The following is a 23,865-nucleotide window of genomic DNA, read 5'->3' as shown; positions in this document are numbered from 1 at the left end:
CCGGGGGCGGAGGTGGCGGTTTCGGTGATGTTGCCCATGCCGACCGAGTGATGATTCCTTCCAGAGAGCAAAGCCGCGCGGCTGGGAGAGCAGAGGGCAGTGGTATGAAAACGGGTATATTTTAGCCCCTGTGCCGCTAATCGCTCGAAAGTGGGGGTATTGCACGGGCCACCGAAGGCACTGGCGGCTCCGAAGCCCACGTCATCGAGCAGCACGATCAGCACGTTGGGCGCGCTGGCCGGCGGTCGGATATCTCGAATCGGGGGATAGTCAGTGTCCGGATTCTTCGCGTCGTAGGTGGTTAGACCGAAGGCGGTTAAGTCGGGAATCGGTAGAATTTGGCGTTGGATCGGCTTATCTTGGGACATCGTTCATTTCCTCAGGTAAATTTTTTCGAGAATCGATCAGGTCGAGAAATATTTAAATTTGTTAATTTCTCTTGACAGAATGCCTAATTTGTCGTGTTGAAGCGCATCGTTCGGGCCATTGACTATCCTATCGCTTGCCAAAATCGATAATCTCTCGACCTTGCCAAAACTCGCACAGGCTCGGCCAGATGGGGGATCAATCCCCCACGACGAGGTCATTCGGAAACCCGATTATTCCGTTGTGCCTCCCGTAATTTCTGTTCGTCCCCCGGGGACAGTTTCGGACGAGCGAGCGCGTCATATAGGATTTATGCAATCGACAAAAATCGCCTAGATTAAAAGTTTGACACTCTCCGCCCTAAAAGTGCGGAGATTCTTGGGCTGAATCCTGCCTCTACTAGCAAAGCTAATTTTGGTCTTACAGTTTCATGTCTAGTCCGACTACACCTATAAGGCAAGCACTCTTAGGGACTACTCCCCAATCGTAAATTAGGGTATGCCCTACCCTATTTAATTTTTTTGCTCTCCCACATATCCCGTATTTTTTTTGATTAGGGCAGTGAGGTATTGGGGCAACCCAAAATGGGTTGGTGACACCAGCTTTTGTCCAACGGTCAGTTCCCGTGCCACGACTACACATCTGATTTTCCGCTCGCCAATCAGTTTAACACAAAGCCGTCCTAAGGGTATTTTACCTTTTTTTGGGCCTTTTTTCTCGACTTGATTGAGTCGAAACCTTTTTCCTATCGGCATTTCAGGCTTTTTCAGCAAACCCTATTTAGGGCTTGCTTAATATTACTGGAAGCTTTGCTAGAAAACGGTTTTGGGACTTTTTTAGCCAAAAAAGTGCAAGAAACAAACGTTGAGAAATCGATCCGAGGGACTCAAAACCCTTGCACTTTCCGGAGGCGATTGCAAAGGGTTCCGCTTCCCAGTGCGCGAGGTCATTCTGTTATTCTGACTTCCCCTCCCGACGACCGGCTACTGACGACCGACTCCTAACCCCACCAATAAACTTTTTCAGCAGACCCTAAATATGAATTGGTGGACAGTGCATCGCTCTACGGTAAGATTTTCTTATTGGATTTTTGCCAAAGAACGCTTAAATTCTTCAAGAGAATTAGCGGTAGCTGCTAATTTTAGTAGCTCTTTTAAGAGAGCAAGGTTAGTGATTTTGTCAATCATCTCTTCAATTTCTGAAGAAATCTGTCCAAAACGCACAGTTAAAACTGTTTTTATGGCATCACGGCTTTTTTCTAACGCTCCAATTTCCTTACCAATTTCCTTACCGCGTTCGATTCCTCCTAACTCCATATTACTTACTAAAGGCATGGTTCTTTCCTCCTAAAATTGTTTGATTTTACTCTCTAAACTGGCTTGTAATTCAGTGGATAAAGTTATCATATTTTCGATGATTTCAAACAGTTTAATTATCTGTTCCCTCTCAAACTCCTTTTCATACAATCCCCTGATTAACTTCCACTTCCACTGTTCCCGTTGGTGGCAGCTTCCCAGTAGTCGCTTTTGTTTTCAGGTGTGCCATGACGATTATAGCAAAGGGATTGCTACTTGCTTCCAATTAGTCACTGATAACTGATAACTGATAACTGAATAGAGTTTGTCAGCAAAACGTTTTTTTGTCTTAAAGTCCAGAAAACGGGTTTCTTCAAGAAACTCGTTTTCTAGAAAAACGCTTCAAAATATTCGCTTAATGCTTCTTTCCAGGGTTCATCATAATTGGCGGTTGTTCGGTTCATTTGAGTTGTCCGCTTACTTCTAGGGTATGAAGCACAATAGCGTAACGCACCAATTTAATAATAGAGGTGGTGCGTTACGGCGGATTGTTAATTTTGTTTTTTTGACGGAATTGATAGCCGCAAACACTCAGCCTACACTCTTTTGGCATACTGTTTCTTGAGAACAGGTATAACGCCTAGTAGGATAAATAAACCTATATTTAGACTGGGTTCAGGTATAGTTACAGTGTAATTTGCGGGGACAATAGGAACAATTTGAATGAATTGACTTGGATTAGTTGGATCATTAGCGGCTAAGGTTCCATCAGCAAAAATTGTTTGACTCAAATCTACATTTAGGGTTAAATTAGAGCTACCTTTTCCAATAACTTGAAAGTGCATTAAGCTAAATTGTTCTGGTTGATTCAGTCCCAAGAGTGAACCTAAACCGGCATCAGGAAAAGATGCTCCCCCTAAGTCGGTAATTGTCCCATTAATGTTATTTAAGGTTCCTCCCCGAAAGAGAGTAAAGTTAGAAGTAACTAAGGGACTATTATCATCAACTGGATTAAAAGGAATGTCAATATTTTGGATTTTGTTGGCTTCAAAATTGAGATTGATAGCACTACCAGTTAATCCGATAGGATTACTATGAATATCCCTCATTAAGACTTGAACAAAAAAGCGATCGCCTATATTTAAGGGATTATTTTGATTAAGGAATCCACCGGGGGTTCCTGCGATGTCTTCTATCAGATTAAATTCAACGGCTAAATTAGGCATAATTTTCTGTCAATTTGTGAATGGATAAGACGAAATCAGGTTGTAGATCACTCCTAGCACTCGTAGGGTGTGAAGTGCGATAGGGTAATGCCTCAATTTAATGATAGAGGTGGTGCGTTACGGCGGATGGTTAATTTTAGTTTTTTGACCTAACGCACCCTACACTCTATTGTTGCCAGAAATTTAGGTTAGATCAAGCTTAGTCCGTAGTCAGAAGTTAAGACTAAGAAGTCACCTAAATTGATTCCACCGTCTCCATTAATATCAGCAGTGGGATCGTATTTAGAACCACCAATACTACTGTTGAAAGCGGCTTGTAATGGTGCTAAGTCACCCCGATCTACTTTACCATTGTAAGTAATATCGCTGTTAAAGGTTGATTTACCAGTTAAGGCGACATCATAGGCTGTGTTATTGATGGCGTTACTGTGAATAACTAAACCATCATTGAGGTTAAAGCTTTCTCGCGCTGCGGTGGGTGCATAAGTTAATTGAACACGCCAAGTTTGTCCCGGATTGAGTAAGATATCTCCCTGACTGAAATCAGCGTTAGTGGTAACGTTGGAGGCTTTAACTTCTATGTTGGAAATGGCGAGAATATCTTCGGCGTTAACTCCTGTATTGGTGATGTCAATGTATCGGAATCTGTCAGCAAATTTGGGACGAACTAGGTTACTGTTACTCCAACCTTGACGATATTGTGAGAGGGGAGTCCCGAAAGTAATCGCGTTTTTATCAATAGATATCCTTTGTTCTGGAATATTGGTAACATTGACGGTGAGTTGTTTCTCATAAGACAAACCGCCTTGGTCTGTGGTTTTAACCCGGATACTGTAATTATTCTTGGTTTCGTAGTTGAGAGGAGTATTAGTTTTGAGTTGGTTTCCGTCGATGGTAAAGAGACTATTATCAGTTGAACCTATACCAGTAACTAAGCTATAGGTGAAGGTATTACCAGTATCAGGGTCAGTAGTGTTGAAGTTACCGATGAGGGTATTTAGGGGTGAGTTTTCCGCGACGGTGTTGTTAGATAGGTTGAGATTTGTTGGGTTTTCGTTGACATCGCTAACACTGACGTTGAGTTGTTTTTCATAAGACAAACCGCCTTGGTCTGTGGTTTTAACCCGGATACTGTAATTATTCTTGGTTTCGTAGTCTAAAAGTCCATTAACTTTAAGTTGATTCCCGTCGATGGTAAAGAGACTGTTATCAGTTGAACCTATCCCAGTAACTAAGCTATAGGTGAAGGTATTACCAGTATCAGGGTCAGTCGTGGTGAAGTTACCGATGAGGGTATTCAGGGGTGAATTTTCCGCGACGGTATTGTTAGATAGGGTGACATCTGTGGGAGATTCATTGACATCGCTAACACTGACGGTTAGTTGTTTTTCATAGGACAAACCGCCTTGGTCTGTGGTTTTAACCCGAATACTGTAACTATTCTTGCTTTCGTAGTTGAGAGGAGTATTAGTTTTGAGTTGGTTTCCGTCGATGGTAAAGAGACTGTTATCAGTATCTCCTGTCCCAGTAACTAGGCTATAGGTGAAGGTATTACCAGTATCAGGGTCAGTAGTGGTGAAGTTACCGATGAGGGTATTTAGGGGTGAGTTTTCCGCGACAGAATTATTACTAAGGCTTAAATCGGTGGGATTTTCATTTTCGTTAACGTCGTTGACATTAATGGTCAAAGCTTTCTGGAAAACGCCACCGTTACTGTCAGAGGTTTGTACCCGAATACTGTAACTATTCTTGCTTTCGTAGTCGAAGATGGAGTTAGTTAAAAGGCGATTACCGCTAATTTGAAACAGACTATTATCTGTACTACCTGTACCCCCGATTAAACTATAGGTAAAGGGTTCACTACTATCCGGGTCAACTGTTGAGAAAGTACCGACTTCTGTACCTACAGGAAGATTTTCCGCGATAGAAGAAGTGTTTAAGGATACATCAGTGGGGGCTTGACTTAAGACCTGAGCATTGTCAATTTGATCAGTTAAAGCCGTTCCTGTATTCTCTGTAACTACATCCGTAATCGATTTAGTTCCAGCCCCGGCTTGTTGTAAATCGTTAGTAGTTTCACCCAAAGCCACTTTTTGGACTTGAGCAAATTCCTGTTGTAGAGACGCATTTGGCGTACTTGCGGCGATGTCTTCAATCTTTTGGTTGGCTGCTGCGATGACTTGCGCGGCCCCATCGGCGATCGCGCTAACATCTACATTATTGGTCAGTGTCGCCGCTTCTTGAATGACGGTTTGTAATTGGGTAGCATTGGTCAAATCTATGGTTGTTCCGCCTTGAATTTGACTAGCCAAGGCTGAAACGACATTTTTAACAATATCTCCCGTAGAAGCTGAGGAAGCCCCATCTAACAGTCCCGCAATTTGGGTAATGGCGTTTTGTACCTGAACTAAGGCGGCAAAAGTTGCCGCTCCTCCTGGCGTATTATTAGTCGTAGCGACGATGGGATCGATGTTGCTAAGATCAACACCAGCAGGAAGAGACAAAGCGGTGGTTACTGCTGTGTTTGCTTGTTCTACCGTTAACCCTTGAGAGACTAAATTCTCGACTAGGGAGGTTAAAGCGGTGATGGTAGTAGAACCCGCAAGGGCTGTGAGGGGCGTTTGTAAGGGTAAACCAGTTGCTGTATCTACACCGCCAAAGACTACTAGACGACCTTCTTCGGGGTCAAATACACCGTTAGCATTAGTGTCGAAGCTCTGGGGAATATCGAGGAGATAAAAGCCTGTTTGATCGGTAGTAGTAAAGGGTTCATTCGTATCGAGAACACCATCTTTATCCGCATCGAAGAAAACCGTCGCCCCAGCGACATAGTTATCAATAACAAAGCCGCTATAACTGGGATAGATGCGGAAGATATGATCGATACTAGCCTGTCCGTCCGTTACCGCAATTTTGACATCGAAGGGGACAAAGTAACGGGGAGGATTATTAGAATTGAGGTTTAAGTCTCCATTAGATTGAACCGTCAGGGTTAACCAGGGAGGAAGAGAAGTTCCATCCGCTTTTGTCGCTGTACCGGTTAACGCATTACCATCGGGATCGACATATACTCCCGGAATGGTAACGTTATTAACGATGGAACGACCCCAGAGGCGGTTTTGGATTTGGGGAGGGCGATTACCGCTACCTTGGACGTAACCAAAGTTAACTTTACTAAAGATTTCGCTAGTGGTAATAGTCAGGACTTTTTCGGGAGGAGTGGGAAAGGTAAATTGCCAACCCACAGGGGTATCTACTTTCACTCGATAGGTTCCGGCGACTAAATCCTTAAACTCATAGCCGCCTAAGTTATCGGTGACGGTATTGGTTTCTCCTGGATCACGGACATTATTATTATTTTGGTCGAGGTAAACTGTCCAACCGTTTAAAGCTGGTTCAAACTGATAGTTGTTTCCAGTGAAGGCATAGCCCCACTCACCCGATTTATCGATATCATCCCAGAGGAAACCGCTAATTTCTCCCTTAGTCCCTTGAAACCCGAACCGGTTATAGGCAGCATAAGGATTTTGGGCAGATGTAGTAAAAGAAACGGAAGTAGCACCAACAGAATTATTACCCTGAGTTGGCTGCCAATCAGCCGAAGGCAGTTCAACACTAACCGTATAATCGCCAAAGGGACGACTGCCAAAATAGTACCATCCAAAACCAAAATTATCAGTCTCTGTGTAGGTACTATCAATGATTTGCCCGTTTTGGATTAGATTGATTTTCCAATGGGGTAAATAGCCTTCATTGGCTTCGTGTCCCTCATACCACCAGGTACCATTGCCGTTGACATCATTCCAGATAAATCCAGAAATATCGCGATAGGTAGATTGATAACCGAAGTTAATATCAGAGATACTCGATCCTGAATAAACAATGGGTTGAGAGGGGCTATGGGTGGATTGCCAAGTATTTAATCCATCGGGTGATTCAACTGTAACGGTATAGTTACCGTTAGGAAGAGGAAGCGGGTTACTAGGATTAACATTAGCAAAAGCAGTATTAGGGTAATTTAATCCATGCTGGGCATCATAATACAAACCTGTCTGAGCATCGTAAGTCAATACGGAAGGTCGAAATTGATAAGTGTTTCCACTTGGACCTTGATATAAACCACTTGTCTGATCGTAGTACAAATAATAATCGGAAGGTGGGACAGGGGAAACAGAAGAGAAAAAGTTATTAGGAGAATACTCGATAATTTGCCCTGAATTATAGTAGGAATCTTGATCAATATAGGAATTAACTCCTGTTCCTAATAAATCGAGGACTAGGTACTGGGGTAAATTAACGGAAACATTAGGTTTAATCTGATAATCATTACCTGTGCTTGGATCGTCATAGTAACCTGTATTAACATCATAAACTAAAGAAGAAGGAGGGGAAGAAGTAAACGAAGAAACTCCTGTAAACCCGTAATAACCATACTTATCAGTTAGGGTGGTTTGAACAGTTTGTCCGCTTACATCTTCTAAGGTTACTTTCCAACCGGCTAATCCTTTGTCATTAGAGTAGTAGTAGTTATCAAAGACACCATCTCCATAGAAATCATTCCAGACATACCCAGTAATATCCCCGTAATTGAGGCTAACATTTTGTTTGTAGCCAAAGTCAATATTGCTTCGGCTTGCACCCGAAGCAACGGTAACTAAGCGAGAATCAGATGGAAAAGAATTATAATTGCCACTTCCTGTAGATTGCCAGGACTGCACTGTGGGGGGGACAATCACGGTAACGTTGTAATCTCCTGATGCTAACCCAGCAAAATTGTAACGTCCCCAGGGATCAGTTTTGGTTGAGGTTTCCCCTGCATCTAAAGTACCATTGTTGTCACTATCGAGAAAAACTGTCCAACCGGCTAAACCAAAATTAGTATAGTAGTAGTAGTAAGTCGAAGTTGGAGCATATTCATCGAGATAGTTATCGCCATTAGCATCATTCCAAACTGCCCCACTAATTTCCCCATAAGTGCCTGTAATGCCTGTATTATTAGGATTAGATAGGCCAAAGCTTACATTATCAATTAGCTGAGATGCACTAACTGAGACAGGCAATCCTGGAGAATGAGTAAACTGCCAATTGGCATCTAGGGGAATTACCTCAACAGAATAATCTCCTGGAGAAACTCCGACAAAAACATAACGCCCCCCATTATCGGTTACAGTGCTACTAATAAGGGTTCCATTTTGTAAAAGATTGACTGTCCATCCTGCTAAAAGAGACTCGCTTTGATTCTGTATCGCGTCACTATTAGCATCATTCCATAAACTGCCTTGAATTTGACCATCACTTAAACGATAGGCAAAATTAGCTTGACTAATTTCTCCAGTCGTGGTACTAATTATTTGTGTATCGCTGTATCCAGTAGTTGTTTGCCAACTATCAGATTGTTTAACGACACTGACAGTATAATTTGTATTTCCCTCTAATCCAGTAAAGGTGTAATAACCACTACCATCAGTGAAGGTTCTTTTTTCATTAGTGTCTAAAATTCCGTTATTGTTGGCATCAAGATAAACTAACCAGCCTCCTAAACTTTGTTCTGACCTGTTGTTGTAGTAGTCTTGATAGCCGTTGCTATTAGCATCGTTCCAAAGATAACCTGTGATTTGGGTTTCCGGTTTTCGATAGCCAAAGGGAGCATAGGCATAAAATCTGTATGATCCATACCATGGATAAGATTGAGCAGAAAGAGAAACGGGTTGTGAATTATTGGTACTGTAATAATAGTTTGTAGTTCGCACCCAATCTTGAGAGGGTAGGGTAACAGTTATTAAATAATCCCCCAAGGGTAAAGAACCAAAAGAATAATAACCAGAACCAGAACTCTCGGCATAAGTGACTTTGGTAAAACTAGGATCATCAGGTTTAGTTAGGGTAATTGTCCAACCAACAAGTCCAGGTTCTTGAGAGCCATAACTACCATAGTTTTGAGTTCCATTCCCGTCAAAATCATGCCAAAGATTACCCGTGATATCGCCGTAATACTGAATCATAGTTGACCTCCTAATTTCCTTTTTTGATTTTACCTAATGTCCTAAGGAAAGAGCTTTTGGCTGCTATAGTATTATTTATTCAGCCGAGTCAGCCTGTTTTCCACAAACTCAGCCAGTCTAGGTTAGGCTTAAAAAAAACTATCAAACCATCAATTAATCGTTTCTACCATTTTGAGAGCGTTTTTTTCTACCGTCAATAGGATATAAAATATGCTTATTTTTTTTTTTTTTCTCATCAGGTTTATTCATGAATCAGAGAAAATCAAATTAAATTCGGTGCGGTTAAACCTCAAGCCATCAGAAAACGGGTTTCTTTGAGAAACCCGTTTTCTAAGAAACCCGTTTTCTAGATATTGATTTTTGCCAAAGACTGCTTAAATTCTGCGAGAGAATTAGCGGTAGCTGCTAATTTTAGTAGCTCTTCTAAGATAGTAGGGTTAGTCATTTTGCCGATTATCTCTTCAATTTCTGAAGAAATCTGTCCAAACCGCACAGTTAAAACTGTTTTTATGTCATCGCGGCTTTTTTCTAACGCGCCAATTTCCTTGCCAATTTCCTTACCGATTTCCTTACCGCGTTCTATCCCTCGTAACTCCCCAATTTCCTTACCGATTTCTTTACCGCGTTCGATTCCTCGTAACTCCATATTACTTACTAAAGGCATGGTTCTTTCCTCCTCAAATTGTTTGATTTTACTCTCTAAACTTGACTGCAATTCAGGGGATAAAGTCATCATATTGTCGATGATTTCAAACAGTTTAATTATCTGTTCTCTCTCGAACTCCTTTTCATATAATCCCCTGATTAACTTCCACTTCCACTGTTCCCGTTGTGGCAGCTTTCCAGTAGTCGCTTTGTTTTCAGGTGTGCCATCACTATTATAGCAAAGGGATTGCTACTTGTTTCTAGTTCTGTCCATCTTTCCTCATAGTCCAGTAATTTAACCGTTGGGAATTTCAGACTCACTTCACCACCAGCGATGGTATAATTATAGGAATCTGGTCGCCAATTTACTCGTTCATCTCCTAATATAGCGAGACTGATAACCGGTTTCTGATACAAATCAAAGGCACGATAGTTATAAATATACATCCTCTGAGGGAAGTTTTCTTCGTATTGACTTTGAATTTCAATATGAATCAAAATCCAGATTTCTTCACCCCTGAGTAACCAAACTTTATAGAGTTTGTCAGCGAAACGTTTTTTTGTCTTTGCTGAAGCGGTAATCCGTTTGAGTTCTTTTTCTAGGGATTCGGGAGTTTTTGTCCAATCAATTAATTGGTGAACTTCGGGAAAGAAGAAATGTAAAAACGCTTCAAAATACTCGGTTAATGCTTCTTTCCAGGGTTCATCATAATTGGCGGTTGGTTGTTTCATGGCAAGTCACTACCAATTGGAAAGTTAGGCGATCCTCTAGATTCATTATTCCCCATAAATATCATCAATGCTACTTGTCGTCACAAAACTTCCCATGAGAGCAACCTACATCTACATCTTAGCTAATTAGCTAATGTTTCAACAAAAGTTTTATTCTCTCCCTTTGTCACCGGGAAACTCACCTCTAATTGCCAACTTCCTCCTAAGGCTGCATTTCCTACCCGTCGGCTGGAAGCCGCTATTTTTGCCCCAGTAATTTGGGACAATTTAGTAATAAACTCTGTCCCGGCATCTCCCGCCGCGACGTTACAACCGTACAGTAGAATACGATTAATCTTTGCCCAATTCTGTAACTGTTGGCGGTAATCGTAAATATTTGTTAAATTGAGTTGACAATTCCCTAAATATAAGCATCCCAGCGCACCATGGGAGACGAGGTGAATGGTGGTGATGTGGGGATTTTGTGGTAAAAAAGTGGTGATTTGTTCGATTCCGTCTTGATTGGGAGAGAGAATAACGGTGGCGACTCCGGGGATTACCCCAGCTTGGAGACTTTGATAATCGGTAACACCAGCATCGAGGAAAACTACAGCATTTAATTCGGGTGCGGTTAAACCCTGATTTCTCGCACCAGCCACCTGATTAATTTGACTCAAGCCATCAGATTGAGCGAAATCGAACAAAACATCGTCAACAGCAGGAAGGCTCGGCAACAGGGTAGAATTCATGATATTAACCTCAAGGGATGACTGCGACTATTTTGTGCAAACAATCGCCAATTTTTCATGACTTCCATAACATAAATTTACAGAAAACGGGTTTCTTCGAGAAACCCGTTTTCTCGATAATATTCACGACAACCCTATTATGCCTAAGATCTACCGTCTTGCCCAAGGTCATTTAAACCTATTGGAAACCTGTCCACCCAGATTTCAAAAAGTCTATCTAGAGGAACTTAACACACCGGCTGACCCTGAACAATTGCAGCGGCAAGAATGGGGCAGTCAGTTTCACCTATTATTACAGCAGCGGGAATTAGGGCTGCCGATCGCATCTTTATTACGGGAAAATGAACAGTTAGAACATTGTTTAACGGCCCTATTAAAGGCTGCCCCGGCAATTGCCCAAAATCCGGGAGAAACCAATCGAGAAGCGGAACATTGTCGCAGTTTAACTGTGGGTAATTATTTATTAACGGTTATCTATGATTTAATTTTATTAGAGAGCGATCGAGCGGTAATTTTTGACTGGAAAACCTACTTAAAACCTATCGATGCTGACCAACTAGCCAAAAATTGGCAGACGAGACTTTATCTGTATGTGTTGGCAGAAACTTCTGCTTATCCTCTTGATAGTTTATCGATGACCTATTGGTTTGTGCAGTTGCCCCGCAGCCCCGAACAAATTACTTTTAACTATAATCGGAAACTACACCAACAGACAGGGCGAGATTTACGCCGTTTATTGAAGGATCTCGATCGCTATCTATCAGCATACCAAAATGATTTAGTTGATTTTCCCCATCGTCCCGATTGTCAGCTTCATTGTCCCTATTATCTTCGACAAGAGCGATCGGTCTCAATAGACTTACCCTCGATCGAGGATATCCCTGAAATCAATCCTTTTGTCTAATTATTGCCAATTTTGTCAGATCAGAATTATAAATTCTCAACTCTGAATTCTGAAGATTATTTTTATTTATTCTCCCTTCTCCCCCACTTCCCACTTCCCACTTCCCACTTCCCCACTTCCTAATTCATACTTTGTGCTTTTTGTCAAAAAAACTTTTTTTTTGCAATAAAACTACACAAAAAAAAGATCATCGTTGTGGGTGAAATTGACTAATTTAGCTGTCTTAACTAGGATCACCTTGTAGGTGTGGCAAGGGTTTCAACCATTGCTGTCTAAAAAAGCACAGAATAACCCACTATGAAATTCTATCAAATCGCTGTAACCATTGTAAAATCGTTGTTAAATAAAAATCTTTCTCAATTAATTCTTAAGAATTTATAAATATTGCGAAATGTTAATTTAAATATTATCAAGTTTTTGGAGTCAATAGATAATTTTTGCTTATATTTGTCCAACATGGGGTTAGAAGTCAGGAGTCGGGAGTCAGAAGTCAGTATTCAGGAGACAGGAGATTATTTTTATGTATTCTTCCCACACCCCACACCCCACACCCCACACCCCACACCCCACCTCCCCACTTTCCCACTCTCGACAATTCTCCTTCTCCGCCGCGTTAAGCATAGTCGATAATAATAAAAGACAGATCGATCGCTTGCGCTCATGACCGGCAACCACTACCAAACCTTAGAAATCAGCCATAAATCGACCCCTGACGAGATTAAACGGGCTTATCGGCGTTTAGCCAGACAATTCCATCCCGATAGTCAAAACGATAGTGCCAGTCACGATAAAATCGTTGCTATTAACGCCGCCTACGAGATTTTAAGCGATCCGAGGCTAAGAAAGGACTATGATAACCAACTAATCGCCAATTTTCCCGAAAAACGCGGCCAACGCACTGCCACTGCCCAAGCAAATTACCATCGTTACAAAGAAGCGGTCCAGGAAGACGAGGCCCTAGTCAAACAGTGGTATAACCAGACCTATAGCCCGATTAATCGTCTGATCGGTCAAATTATCCGGCCTCTCAAAGGTCAGATCGATCACCTATCCGCCGATCCCTTCGATGATCAGTTAATGGCTGTTTTTCAAGACTATCTAGAAACCTGTCGCCAAAATCTCGATCGAGCCAAAACCCTCTTTTGCCAAAGGCCCAACCCTGCCAAAATGGCCAAAGTGGCCGCTTCTCTTTACTACTGTCTCAATCATCTCACTGACGGACTAGAAGAATTAGAAACCTTTACCCTTAACTACGACGATCACTCTCTCCACACCGGTCAAGAAATGTTTCGCATGGCCCAGCGTTTACAGGTGGAAGCTAAACAGATAGCCAGTCAGTGCCAAAATTAAATCTCTAGCCATGGGCAAAAAAAAAGACGAAAATAGATCAAGACCAGATTTACCCAACCCTAGCTTAACCCCGATGAGAGACAAACAATCAGAAATTACCAATATATCCACCCCTAGAGATTCTGATCTTTATTCCTTGCCTCCGGCCGTCCAACGGGCTGCTAATATCCTTTTACGTCAGGGAAGAATCGGTTTTTGGACGCAGATTGTCCTGGGCGTAATTTCAGGGGTTTTATTACTGATTGCTACCGCTAGTTTATTAGGGACGAGACAACGCACTTCTGGCATTGAAATCGGTGTTTTATGTGCCATTGGTGGGGCTGGTTTCTTGGTGGTCGCCATTTTCTTTTCCTCTCGTTACATGAAAATTGCCCGTCAAATGTTGAGGGGTGATCAAGATAGTCGCCCGAAAAAATCCGATACTATTCAGTTAATCCGTCAGGGTTTAATCGCTAATATTATCGGGATGTTTTTAACGATTTTGGGAGCGCAAGCGTTAGCGGGAATCGTCTTAATTAAATCCCTCAATGTTCCCCAAGGTACTTTTAATGTTGCCTCTAACCCCAGTCAATTTGTTAATTCGGTTGATCTGTTAATTGTGCAGGCTAATACTAATACAATTCTCGCTCACTTTACTGGTATCGTTACTTCTTTGTGGCTTCTTAATCGTATTACTTCTAAATAAATATGGCCATGCAACGCACCCGTTTAAGTACGCTGGCTAATGTCACCAGCAGTCGATTTAATAGCTTTTTTGGTAATCCTTGGCGGCGGATTTCCCTACAGATAATTTGTGTTTTATTTGGAATTTTTTCTGGTCAAGCAATTGTCACCACTGCTGGACAAACTGCTCAATGGGATGTCACCGCGGCTGGTTTATTAGTGCTGTTTACGGAGGCGATTAGCCGGATTGTTTACCGAAAAAGTTCTCAGGCTAAACCCGCACCGATTCTGCGAGAATCTTTCAATTTACTCAAAATTGGTATCACCTATAGTTTGTTTCTAGAAGCCTTTAAAATTGGCTCTTAAATATTTAATGCTCACTGCCATTTTCCTGTGCCGATACTAACTGTTGTTTTTGTGCTATTTCTAAAAGCACTTTTCTGAGATTTCATCGGGGTTAATTTCAAGGTATCTAAGCCGTTCAGGCAGCCAGATGGCTCGTTGTTCAGCTTCTTGTTTAGCCAAGCGTTCTTGAGCAGCGAACCCCCATTTATACTAAATCCGTTCAGTATAGGCTACATATCAGGACAGGCACTCATGCCAAAGGGTGAATAAATAATCAGTTTTTAATAACCGGATTTAGTATGAGGACCAGAACGAGCATATATTAGAGTTCTTGCATAATTAATTTTTTAAAGTTCAAAAATGACAAAAATAGGCATAAAATTGCCTAAAATCCCTAAATAGAGCATTTAATTGATTAATGCTCATTCTTAATTCTCCTGACGACCGACTACTGGCTCCTTACTCCTCACCTAAGGTCAGATTTTTGATTTTTGCCAGAGGTCTATTAAAAAAACCTGTCCACTGTTCCTGAGAAACGTTAACATAAATTAACAACCCCTTAACAACCGATAAGATCATCCTCAATTTATCAGGAGTTCGACAGCGTGAACAAAAACGGTAATAACAAAAAATGGCGCAATGCGGGACTATATGCCCTATTGTTAATCGTAGTCCTTGCCTTAGCATCAGCTTTCTTCGATCGCCAGCCGGCAGTCCAACAAACTTGGAAGTATAGCGAATTTTTACAGGAAGTACGGGAAGGTAAAGTGGAAACCGTGCGCTTAAGTGCCGACCGGCAACGAGCGATCGTACCCACCCAAGATGGCACAAATGTATTGGTAAACCTGCCCAACGATCCGCAATTAATCAACATCTTGGCAGAAAATAACGTTGATATTGCCGTACTTCCCCAAAGAGAAGAAGGAGTATGGGTAAGAGCCTTCAGTAGCCTCTTTTTCCCGATTTTACTTCTTGTTGGTCTATTTTTCTTGCTCCGTCGCGCCCAAAGTGGTCCTGGTTCCCAAGCGATGAACTTCGGCAAATCGAAAGCAAGAGTACAGATGGAACCCCAAACCCAGGTTACTTTCGGTGATGTGGCCGGGATTGAAGGGGCAAAATTAGAATTAAACGAAGTGGTGGACTTCCTGAAAAATGCCGATCGCTTCACGGCAATTGGGGCAAAAATCCCCAAAGGAGTCCTTTTAGTCGGTCCTCCGGGGACAGGTAAAACCCTGCTTGCTCGCGCAGTAGCTGGAGAAGCAGGAGTCCCGTTTTTTAGCATTTCCGGTTCGGAATTCGTGGAAATGTTCGTCGGGGTGGGTGCTTCTCGCGTCCGCGACCTATTTGAACAAGCGAAAGCGAATGCACCTTGTATAGTTTTTATCGATGAGATTGATGCTGTCGGTCGTCAACGGGGTGCCGGTTTAGGGGGTGGTAACGATGAACGGGAACAAACCCTCAACCAATTATTAACGGAAATGGACGGTTTTGAAGGTAATACAGGTATTATCATTATCGCCGCCACTAACCGCCCCGATGTGCTGGATGCCGCTTTATTACGTCCGGGTCGTTTTGATCGCCAAGTGGTGGTAGATCGTCCGGATTACGCTGGCCGTAAGGAAATCCTTAATGTCCACTCCAGAGGCAAAACTTTGGCTCAAGACGTGGATCTCGATAAAATCGCCCGTCGTACCCCCGGTTTTACCGGTGCCGATCTAGCTAATTTGCTCAACGAAGCCGCAATTTTAGCGGCACGTCGCAATTTAACCGAGATTTCTATGGATGAGATCAACGATGCGATCGATCGTGTCCTGGCAGGTCCTGAGAAGAAAAATCGCGTCATGAGTGAAAAACGCAAAACTTTAGTTGCTTACCATGAAGCTGGTCACGCTTTGGTGGGTGCTTTAATGCCGGATTACGATCCCGTCCAGAAAATTAGTATTATTCCTCGCGGTCGCGCTGGGGGTTTAACTTGGTTCACTCCCAGCGAGGATCGCATGGAATCCGGGTTATATTCTCGCGCTTATCTGCAAAATCAGATGGCTGTAGCTTTGGGGGGTCGTTTAGCTGAAGAAATTATCTTCGGTGAGGAAGAAGTGACTACGGGTGCTTCTAATGACCTGCAACAGGTGGCACGAGTAGCGCGGCAAATGGTAACTCGTTTCGGAATGAGCGATCGCCTGGGACCGGTGGCCTTAGGTCGTCAAAATGGTAATGTTTTCCTAGGTCGTGATATCGCTTCCGATCGAGATTTCTCCGATGAAACTGCGGCAGCTATTGACGAGGAAGTGCGTAACTTAGTGGAACAGGCCTATCGTCGCGCTAAAGAGGTTTTAGTCAATAACCGCGCCATCTTGGACCAGTTAGCGCAAATGTTAGTGGAAAAAGAAACCGTGGACGCAGAGGAGTTGCAAAATATCCTCGCTAATAACGATGTGAAAATGGCGGCTTTAGCTTAAGTTTTGTAACATTTTCTTGACAAACAGCATCCTGATGGGTGCTGTTTTTTTGTTCAACGAAAATTAATGACAAACTTAATTTCTTGCTGTTAAGCTGTTAATCAGCTTAACAATACCCTGTTTAAATGCGTCTTAAGTAAGTGGTTATAATTAAATTGAAGATATATCCCCCCTTAATCCCCCCTTGATAAGTAGGGTTGATTCATGAATCAACCCTACCTTGATCAGGGGGTGTCTGATAATTTTTGATGCCTACCTACTGAGCTTAACATTCCTGTCTTTTCACTGATTACTGTTTACTGTTCACTGTCATGTAGCATCGATGACTACTTCCTCTTTACCTATTCTGATTGTTATTTGTGGGGCAACTGCCACGGGAAAATCCAGTTTAGCCCTACAATTGGCCGAAAAGTTTAATTCAGTAATTCTCAGTGCCGATTCCCGACAAATCTATCGAGAATTTAATATTGGTACTGCTAAACCTAGCTTAGAAGAATGTCAGCGGATTCCCCATTATCTAATTGATATTTGTGATCCTCAAGATAATTTTACCCTAGCACAGTACCAAGAACAAGCTGAGGATTTAATCACCACTCTCCACTATTCTCCCCTGTTTTTGGTCGGTGGTACGGGACTTTATATCAAGTCCATTGTCAAAGGTTTAAAAATACCGAGGGTTTCTCCTCAAGCGGATTTAAGACAGCAATTACAAGCTTTAGGGCAATCCTATCTTTATCAAATTCTGACGCAGGTAGATGAAGATGCCGCTAAAAAAATTCATCCCCATGATCAGATCAGGACTTTACGCGCTTTAGAGGTTTTTTATCTGACCGGAAAACCTATCTCTAGTCAGCAGGGAGAAAATCCTCCCACTTATCCGATTTTACAAATTGGTTTAGATTGTTCCCCAGAAAGTTTAGGCAAGCGGATCACTGTTCGTACTGATCAAATGATCGCCAGGGGATTAGTAGCAGAGGTGCAGAATTTGGGGGATAAATACGGTTGGGATTTGCCACTTTTGCAGACTTTGGGTTATGCAGAGATTAAGCAATATCTGCTCGGGGAAATTTCTTTAGAACAGGCGATCGATCTAATTATCCTCCACACCCGTCAATTTGCCAAACGTCAGCGCACTTGGTTTCGTGCCGATGCTGATATTATCTGGTTTCCCGTCGATAAAGAAAATTTATTGGAATCGGTGGAACGACAAATTATTTTGTTTCTTGAGGGGTTGTCAAGGCCCGATATAAAAACACATCATCCTCATTAAGGATTAACTGAAAGTTGTCATTTTGATTCAGTTTATTTAAGTGATCATCAATTAGTTCTGATGAACTAGACCAACCGGGATGACGGCGATCGAGTAGGATATAATTAAATTGATTTAAATCTAGGGATTGGGAACCTTCGATCGCTAATTTGATCATTTCTCGATGGGTAAGATGGGGGGCAATTCTAGAAGTAGTCAAGACACTCTCACTGGTGGTAATTTGGGTTAGAGCTTTTTGGGTGGCGGACCAAGTATCGAGGGAATTTAAATACAGTGACCAAAAATAGCCGTATTTAGCTAAGGCAAAAAAGGCAATAATTGCCCAAGTAATTATCCATTTAGGCTGCTTCAACCAGATGCTATTATGGGCTAAAGTGGCGATAACCGCTAGAAATAAAAAGGGCAAAATTGGCAGGGAATATTGAGTGGTTAAGTTTTTTTGTGGGGCATGATCTGCTAATAAATTTAAAGCGAGTGCGGGAATAGCGGCAATTATTGGGGCAGAATAGCGCCAGGATAAACCCCAAACTAAGGGAATAATTAATAGGATTAGGTATTCTAGATTATTGCCAGTAAAGATTTTTCCCAAGACAAGATCGGGTTTGAGGAAAAGATTAAAGATAATTGCTGGTAAACTATCTCCTAGATAACTATATCGAGAATCAGCCATTTCAATAACTGCTGATTTTCCTGTCAGGAGAGGGATTAATAATTTCGTGGTGATAATAAACCAAAGAATGCCGCTAATCATAGCAATTATTCCCGAGATTTTTTTCTTTTCCCAGAGAAGTAACCAGATACCCATTCCCAACAATGTTAAAGAGAGAATTGCTTTACAACCGAGAATAATAATGATTCCTAGACAAAATCCCCAGAGATTATTTAATCTTGCCGCTAAAATTGTCCAAAAAATCGCTGGCACTGCGATAACTTCGGGATGAAAATCAAAGAGATTAACATTAAAAATTAGGGGATAGAGCAGATAAACTAAGGCTAATGTATAAGCTTGTTTTTCTTTTAATCCCGCTTCTATTGCCAATTGCCAGAGGGGAAAAGCACCAAGAGAAAGGGAAAAAGCTTGTAAGAAAAGCAGCCAATAAACGCTAGGATAAATTTTATAAAGTAAGGCTATAGGATAGAGAATAAAAGCGATGTGATCGCCTAAAATATGGTAGTCCACAAAAGATATAATCGGTGGTTTACCTTGAGAAATTAGGTAAACTCCTTGATCGAACCAACCAAGATCGAGAGCATTAGATTGAAATAAAATATGTCTGATAGCACTGCAAACAAACAGGATTATTGTACTGGAACTAACTAACCAAAATAAATCATTTTTTTGGGACATAATCGTTAAGTTTTACTGGGATTTTTCGGGGTTATTACGACAATACTGCCAGGTATGTATAAAATAGGAAGCAACTTCAGTAAACCATGTTTTAAAAATATTTCTGTTCTCACTGGTGACGATAACCCCATTAATAAACTCTTGCCATTGGGGATCATTAGCGGGAAGAATGAAACCATAATAATCACAATTTAAAGGATTGCGCGGGATAAGTTTATAATCTTTTTCTAAGGATAAACCGAGAATGACAGCTTCTCCAATGAGCAGAATACCATCACTAGCAAAAGCATCTATTCTATTCCTTCTTAAACTTTGGATACCCCGCAGTCTTCCCGTCACTCCTTGAAATTCTTGATAGGTAGCAAGAGGATATTTTTGTCTTAATAATTCTTGAGTGCTGGTATCTCGCAAAACTCCAATACTTATACCTTCTAAGGACGAAGAAAAGTTAAAATTCTTCTGATTATCACTCCTCACTAAAAACTGAGTTCCCGTGACAAAAAAAGGACGAGAAAAACTGACACCATCAGGTATATTTTTTCTGATACTATTGGGACCACACTCGAAATCAACGGTTTTATTTTCCAATAACTGGAAGCGATTAAATAAAGTTGATTTATAAATTTTGACACTGATGATCTGGAGGTTTAATTTATGCTTTAGTTCCCCTCTGAGCAATTGGATAAAATCTAAGCATAATCCCTGCAAATTATTATTACTATCCCGATAGCCAAAGGGAATCGCATCTTCTCTCATAGCTACTTCTAATAATCCCGTGCGTTTAATTTTTTCTAGAACCGTTTCAGACTTAGCTGGGAGGGGAGCAAAAAAATTAGATAAAATAACGAGAGTAAGAATGATTAATTTCATGACTTTTGCCGAGATTATTTAAGATTTGTTATGGCCGTGATCCCATTTATCTAAAATGTCTTTGAATAATAATTCATCTAACCATGTCTTTACTACCACTGTCAAAGGTAAAGCCAATAATAAACCTAAGATGCCAAATATTTGAGCGAAGAAAATTTGAGCGATTAGGGTAATTGCTGGTAGTAAAGATACCTGTTTAGCCATGACAGTTGGTGTCAGCAAATAACTTTCGACATTTTGGATAATAAAATAGAGAATCAGAATAGCGACAATTTTCCAAGGTGCATCGATAACAGCAATGAGGATCGGAAAAATCACACTAGCAGTCGGTCCGATATTAGGGATAAAATTGAGCAATCCGGCTAGGATAGCATGAACGAGAACTAGATTAATTTGTAGAAGCAAAAGACCGAAACCACTGAATAATCCCACCATAGTTGAACTAATGGCAATTCCCAACAACCAATTACCTAAACCCGCTTCCGATAGGGTCAGAATTTCCTCGGCACGACGACGATAGAAGTTAGGAAATAATTTTAAGAAAGCTTGTCGATAGGGTTGGGGGTTGGCTAACAGCATAATTGCTAACACCAGCACGAATAATAATTGCAAAATTGCCGCCACTGAGTTAGAAAAGAAGGTAAAAAAGTTACTAAAAACAAAGGTTCCTAAAGGTTGTAACTGCTGGAATAAATCAGTTAAATTAGGCAGCGATGGCAACCAATCAAATTGAAATTGTTGTCGCCATCGAATCGAGTTATTGCGGACTAAATCCCAAGCTTGCGGTAAAAGTTCAATTAATTTTTGAAACTGTTCGATAAAGGGGGGAACGATAATTACAAAAAATAAAATCACAATTGCTAGACTCGTCAGCAGGGTAATTAAAATAGCCAAACCCCTTTTAATCCCCAATCTCTGCAATCCTTTCACACATCTATTTAAGGCTACGGTAAACACGATCGCCATAAAAATCAATAATAACAGCTGTCGAATCTGCCACAATACATACAGAGCCATTATTAAACAGATAAACCCCAACCACTGACCAAATTTCACAACCTTGATTTATCCTATCGGGACAAGTTTTATCATACAGCAGTCGGTCGGCGGTCGGCGGTCGGCAGGTTTTAGGTGTTGGGGTGGTCACTGCGTGCGCGTTGCGGGGGGTGTTGGGGTTTTGGGGTTTTAGTTCAATTTCCCCACTTCCCCACTTCCCCACTTCCCTCTACCTAACCCCCAACAGCATAAATTAAGTTTTGTATCAATAATTTGCTAATTTTGCTGTTATATGCTATACAATTACGCCCCAAAACAGGATAGAAAAACGAGATTTTCTTAATTACCAGACATTTTCTCAAATTTTATGGCAGCTCTCCCAGAGTCAAATTATCCTGAAAGAAATCCTCTCCTAGAAAATCCGACAAGACTCAGCGAAATTGTGGCCATTAATGCTTTTATCCTTGTATTAGGACTTCGATGATGAAAGAATTGGAGCGATACTATAAAGTTTTAGGGTTAGATCATGGGGCATCTCTCGATGAGATCAATCAAGCCTACAAAGATTTGGTGTTTATTTGGCATCCCGATCGCATTCCCAAAGATAATCAGCGTCTTTTGGAAAAAGCCACCGCTAAACTGCAAGAAATTAACCAAGCTAGGGAACAATTGCGGCAAATTCATCAAAATTCTCCTAAACGCTCCAATTCCGCCCCTAAAACTGAAAAACAGCCCGCCCACGCCTATAAAACTGCTTCTCCCTATCAGCCTCACCCTAGCCAACCCGGCCAAAATTCACAAACCCACAGTCATAAAACCCATAGTCAACAAACCCAAACACAGCCCCAGAATAACCATCACGTCCCCAATCATGCCGCCGGCCGCCCTCACTATCGGGATTTCAACGGAGCCGATTTACAGGGGGCTAACCTGAAAGAAAAAGATCTCTCTAGTCGCAGTCTCATCGGGGCAGATTTAAGCCATGCCGACTTAAGCGATAGCTTCCTGCACAAAATTAACCTAGAAAAAGCCAATCTGTACAAAGCTAATCTTTTTCGCGCCAATCTCCTCGAAGCTAATCTTAAAGGCGCAAATTTACAGGAAGCCAATCTCATCGGGGCGGATTTAAGCGGGGCGGATTTAAGTGGGGCGGATTTACGCGGGGCAAAAATTGGCTTTGGTAAGCGTATTATGGTGAAATTAACCGGGGCAATTTTAACAGGAACAATTCTCCCCGATGGTTCGATTCATCAATAGACCTCTTGCTAATTTTGATGTCCCTTTAATATGAACTATCACCTGATGGGCATTTATTACACAATCGCTGCTGTTTTTCTAGGGATGCAATTAGCTGCAGGAGAAAATTTATCGGCGGCAGCTCCTGATTTTCTCCGGCTGCAGAAAGCTTTAGAAAAACACAATTTCATCGTCAAAATTGCCCCGCCACCAGTGCGAGGAGCCTACGGTTTATTTGATAGTAAAACTAGAATTATTTGGATTCATCCCCTGGTTTTTGACTTAGGTATTGCCCGACCAACATTAATTCATGAAGCTGTCCATGCCGCTCAACTTTGTCATGGAGGCAAAACAGTTAAAGCTCTTAATTTAGCCATAGAACCACCAGCAATGACCAGAAGATTTTTTATGAATTATCAGGGTTTTAGCAGACAAATTGAAGCCGAAGCCTATACTGTTCAAGTTCAGCCCGATGGTCTAGATTTAGTGATTTCTTTACTGCAAAAATATTGTGCTTAGAAAACCTGTCCATAAATCTACCAATCCCGTTCTAATTCTTCGGCCACACGACGATAATCGGCGCTGGCTTCTTGGGCATTTTTACCGCGCCAATTGGTAATAGCTACCCCGTCTAAAACGGCTTTTTCGTGGGCCTTATAATTTCTGACAAAAGCATGACAGGCAGGAATACCTAATTCTAATAAAGTATTTTGTGCTTCCAAAGTTTCCTTAAGACTACGGGAATCCACTTTCGTTAACAAAACCCGATAGGAAATTCCTAGGGGTTTAACTGCCGTGCGTACCGTGTCAATTAAAGCCATTAAATCCATCGGTGCGGGAGGAGTCGGTAAAATTAAATAATCTGATTCTGCTATTACTGCGGTAAGTAATTCGGAGCGCAAAGCTGGTGGTGTGTCAATCACGATCAGATCGTACTCGATAATTTGACGCAATTCTCCTAATTTCTCTGTATTAATTTGCTTGGCTAAATCAAATACCATACCCGCTTGATTTCTTTCTACCCACCAAGTGGAGGAACCCTGCGGATCCGCATCCACCAGCAAAACACGCTGATTCTGCCCCCAAATTGCCGCTAAATTGACCGCAGTGGTGGTTTTACCCACACCACCTTTACCGTTGACAACAGCGAGGATTTTTGGGCTATTAGGCTTTAATTGCGAGGTCATTTTCAGTTATCAGTTATCAGTTATCAGTTAAGTAAGTAGGCGTTAAAAGTTATCAGATGCCCCTCTTATTAAGGGGGGATCCCCCCGCCTACCGGCACCCCCCTTATCAAGCTATCCATTAGTCACATCTTTCTTAACATAAAATTTGACAAAAAGAGAAAAGTGTGCCAGATGGCTCAAGGGGGTTCTATGGGGGGACTAATTTGATGAGATAGTTTCCAAGTCTGGCTGATATCATGTAAC

17 protein-coding genes and 3 pseudogenes are annotated in these 23,865 nt (G+C 41.7%); 9 read left to right on the top strand and 11 right to left on the bottom strand.

What is annotated here, in order from left to right; all coding sequences use genetic code 11:
* The 7 genes and pseudogenes from O9300_RS01665 to O9300_RS01640 form a co-directional block, all read right to left on the bottom strand.
* A partial coding sequence (locus tag O9300_RS01665) for a sulfatase-like hydrolase/transferase (RefSeq protein ID WP_287969668.1) occupies window positions 1-368 on the bottom strand: 368 nt, incomplete at its 3' end.
* Window positions 369-1,445: 1,077 nt separating this feature from the next.
* Window positions 1,446-1,911, bottom strand: a pseudogene (locus O9300_RS01660) (hypothetical protein).
* Between the two features lie 5 nt (window positions 1,912-1,916).
* A pseudogene (locus O9300_RS19595) lies at window positions 1,917-2,125 on the bottom strand (hypothetical protein).
* A gap of 132 nt (window positions 2,126-2,257) precedes the next feature.
* On the bottom strand, window positions 2,258-2,887 hold the full coding sequence (locus O9300_RS01655) for a PEP-CTERM sorting domain-containing protein (protein ID WP_287969666.1): 630 nt from the start codon (window positions 2,885-2,887) through the stop codon (window positions 2,258-2,260).
* Between the two features lie 188 nt (window positions 2,888-3,075).
* A complete protein-coding gene (locus O9300_RS01650; RefSeq protein WP_287969664.1) occupies window positions 3,076-8,889 on the bottom strand; it encodes an SdrD B-like domain-containing protein in 5,814 nt (1,937 codons plus the stop codon).
* Between the two features lie 346 nt (window positions 8,890-9,235).
* A pseudogene (locus O9300_RS01645) lies at window positions 9,236-10,266 on the bottom strand (RpnC/YadD family protein).
* 122 nt (window positions 10,267-10,388) lie between these two features.
* On the bottom strand, window positions 10,389-10,994 hold the full coding sequence (locus O9300_RS01640) for a DUF4347 domain-containing protein (RefSeq protein ID WP_287969663.1): 606 nt from the start codon (window positions 10,992-10,994) through the stop codon (window positions 10,389-10,391).
* Window positions 10,995-11,133: 139 nt separating this feature from the next.
* Here O9300_RS01640 and O9300_RS01635 point away from each other — a divergent pair, with 139 nt between their 5' ends.
* From O9300_RS01635 to miaA, 7 genes are all read left to right on the top strand, one after another.
* A complete protein-coding gene (locus O9300_RS01635; protein ID WP_147071169.1) occupies window positions 11,134-11,898 on the top strand; it encodes a PD-(D/E)XK nuclease family protein in 765 nt (254 codons plus the stop codon).
* A 437-nt stretch (window positions 11,899-12,335) separates the two neighbouring features.
* Complete coding sequence (locus O9300_RS01630) at window positions 12,336-12,515, top strand: hypothetical protein (protein WP_287969661.1); 180 nt, start codon at window positions 12,336-12,338, stop codon at window positions 12,513-12,515.
* Between the two features lie 43 nt (window positions 12,516-12,558).
* Window positions 12,559-13,248, top strand: coding sequence for a J domain-containing protein (locus tag O9300_RS01625; RefSeq protein ID WP_079205394.1), 690 nt, complete (start codon window positions 12,559-12,561; stop codon window positions 13,246-13,248).
* A 73-nt stretch (window positions 13,249-13,321) separates the two neighbouring features.
* Window positions 13,322-13,933, top strand: a complete 612-nt coding sequence (locus O9300_RS01620; protein WP_002800798.1) for a DUF3611 family protein — start codon at window positions 13,322-13,324, stop codon at window positions 13,931-13,933.
* Between the two features lie 2 nt (window positions 13,934-13,935).
* Window positions 13,936-14,277 carry a DUF565 domain-containing protein gene (locus tag O9300_RS01615; protein ID WP_002763032.1) on the top strand — a complete coding sequence of 114 codons (342 nt, stop codon included), beginning with the start codon at window positions 13,936-13,938 and terminating at the stop codon, window positions 14,275-14,277.
* A 584-nt stretch (window positions 14,278-14,861) separates the two neighbouring features.
* Window positions 14,862-16,715 (top strand): ATP-dependent zinc metalloprotease FtsH3, encoded by a 1,854-nt coding sequence (ftsH3, locus tag O9300_RS01610; protein WP_147071163.1) that lies wholly within the window; start codon window positions 14,862-14,864, stop codon window positions 16,713-16,715.
* A gap of 322 nt (window positions 16,716-17,037) precedes the next feature.
* Window positions 17,038-17,985, top strand: coding sequence for a tRNA (adenosine(37)-N6)-dimethylallyltransferase MiaA (miaA, locus tag O9300_RS01605; protein WP_287969658.1), 948 nt, complete (start codon window positions 17,038-17,040; stop codon window positions 17,983-17,985).
* Here miaA and O9300_RS01600 read toward each other — a convergent pair.
* From O9300_RS01600 to O9300_RS01590, 3 genes are read right to left on the bottom strand one after another with little or no spacing between them, the layout of a single operon-like run.
* Entirely contained in the window at window positions 17,927-19,333 is a 1,407-nt protein-coding gene (locus O9300_RS01600) for a DUF2079 domain-containing protein (RefSeq protein WP_287969656.1), read from the bottom strand. The genes miaA and O9300_RS01600 overlap by 59 nt on opposite strands.
* A gap of 12 nt (window positions 19,334-19,345) precedes the next feature.
* Entirely contained in the window at window positions 19,346-20,203 is an 858-nt protein-coding gene (locus O9300_RS01595) for an amino acid ABC transporter substrate-binding protein (RefSeq protein WP_287739030.1), read from the bottom strand.
* Window positions 20,204-20,221: 18 nt separating this feature from the next.
* Entirely contained in the window at window positions 20,222-21,259 is a 1,038-nt protein-coding gene (locus O9300_RS01590) for an AI-2E family transporter (protein WP_287169137.1), read from the bottom strand.
* A 423-nt stretch (window positions 21,260-21,682) separates the two neighbouring features.
* Here O9300_RS01590 and O9300_RS01585 point away from each other — a divergent pair, with 423 nt between their 5' ends.
* The gene (locus O9300_RS01585; protein WP_287969653.1) at window positions 21,683-22,456 is read left to right on the top strand and encodes a pentapeptide repeat-containing protein; all 774 of its coding nucleotides are present in this window, start codon (window positions 21,683-21,685) and stop codon (window positions 22,454-22,456) included.
* Between the two features lie 45 nt (window positions 22,457-22,501).
* The gene (locus tag O9300_RS01580) at window positions 22,502-22,954 is read left to right on the top strand and encodes a DUF8637 domain-containing protein (protein WP_190721740.1); all 453 of its coding nucleotides are present in this window, start codon (window positions 22,502-22,504) and stop codon (window positions 22,952-22,954) included.
* Between the two features lie 17 nt (window positions 22,955-22,971).
* Here O9300_RS01580 and O9300_RS01575 read toward each other — a convergent pair whose 3' ends face one another.
* Window positions 22,972-23,622, bottom strand: a complete 651-nt coding sequence (locus tag O9300_RS01575; RefSeq protein ID WP_158201433.1) for a ParA family protein — start codon at window positions 23,620-23,622, stop codon at window positions 22,972-22,974.
* Window positions 23,623-23,865 lie beyond the last annotated feature (243 nt).

It is taken from the genome of Microcystis sp. LE19-195.1E (assembly GCF_027532095.1).
Classification (GTDB): Bacteria; Cyanobacteriota; Cyanobacteriia; order Cyanobacteriales; family Microcystaceae; genus Microcystis; species Microcystis aeruginosa.
The sequence above is the reverse complement of the archived record's forward strand: the minus strand, read 5'-3'. Positions and strand labels throughout refer to the sequence as shown.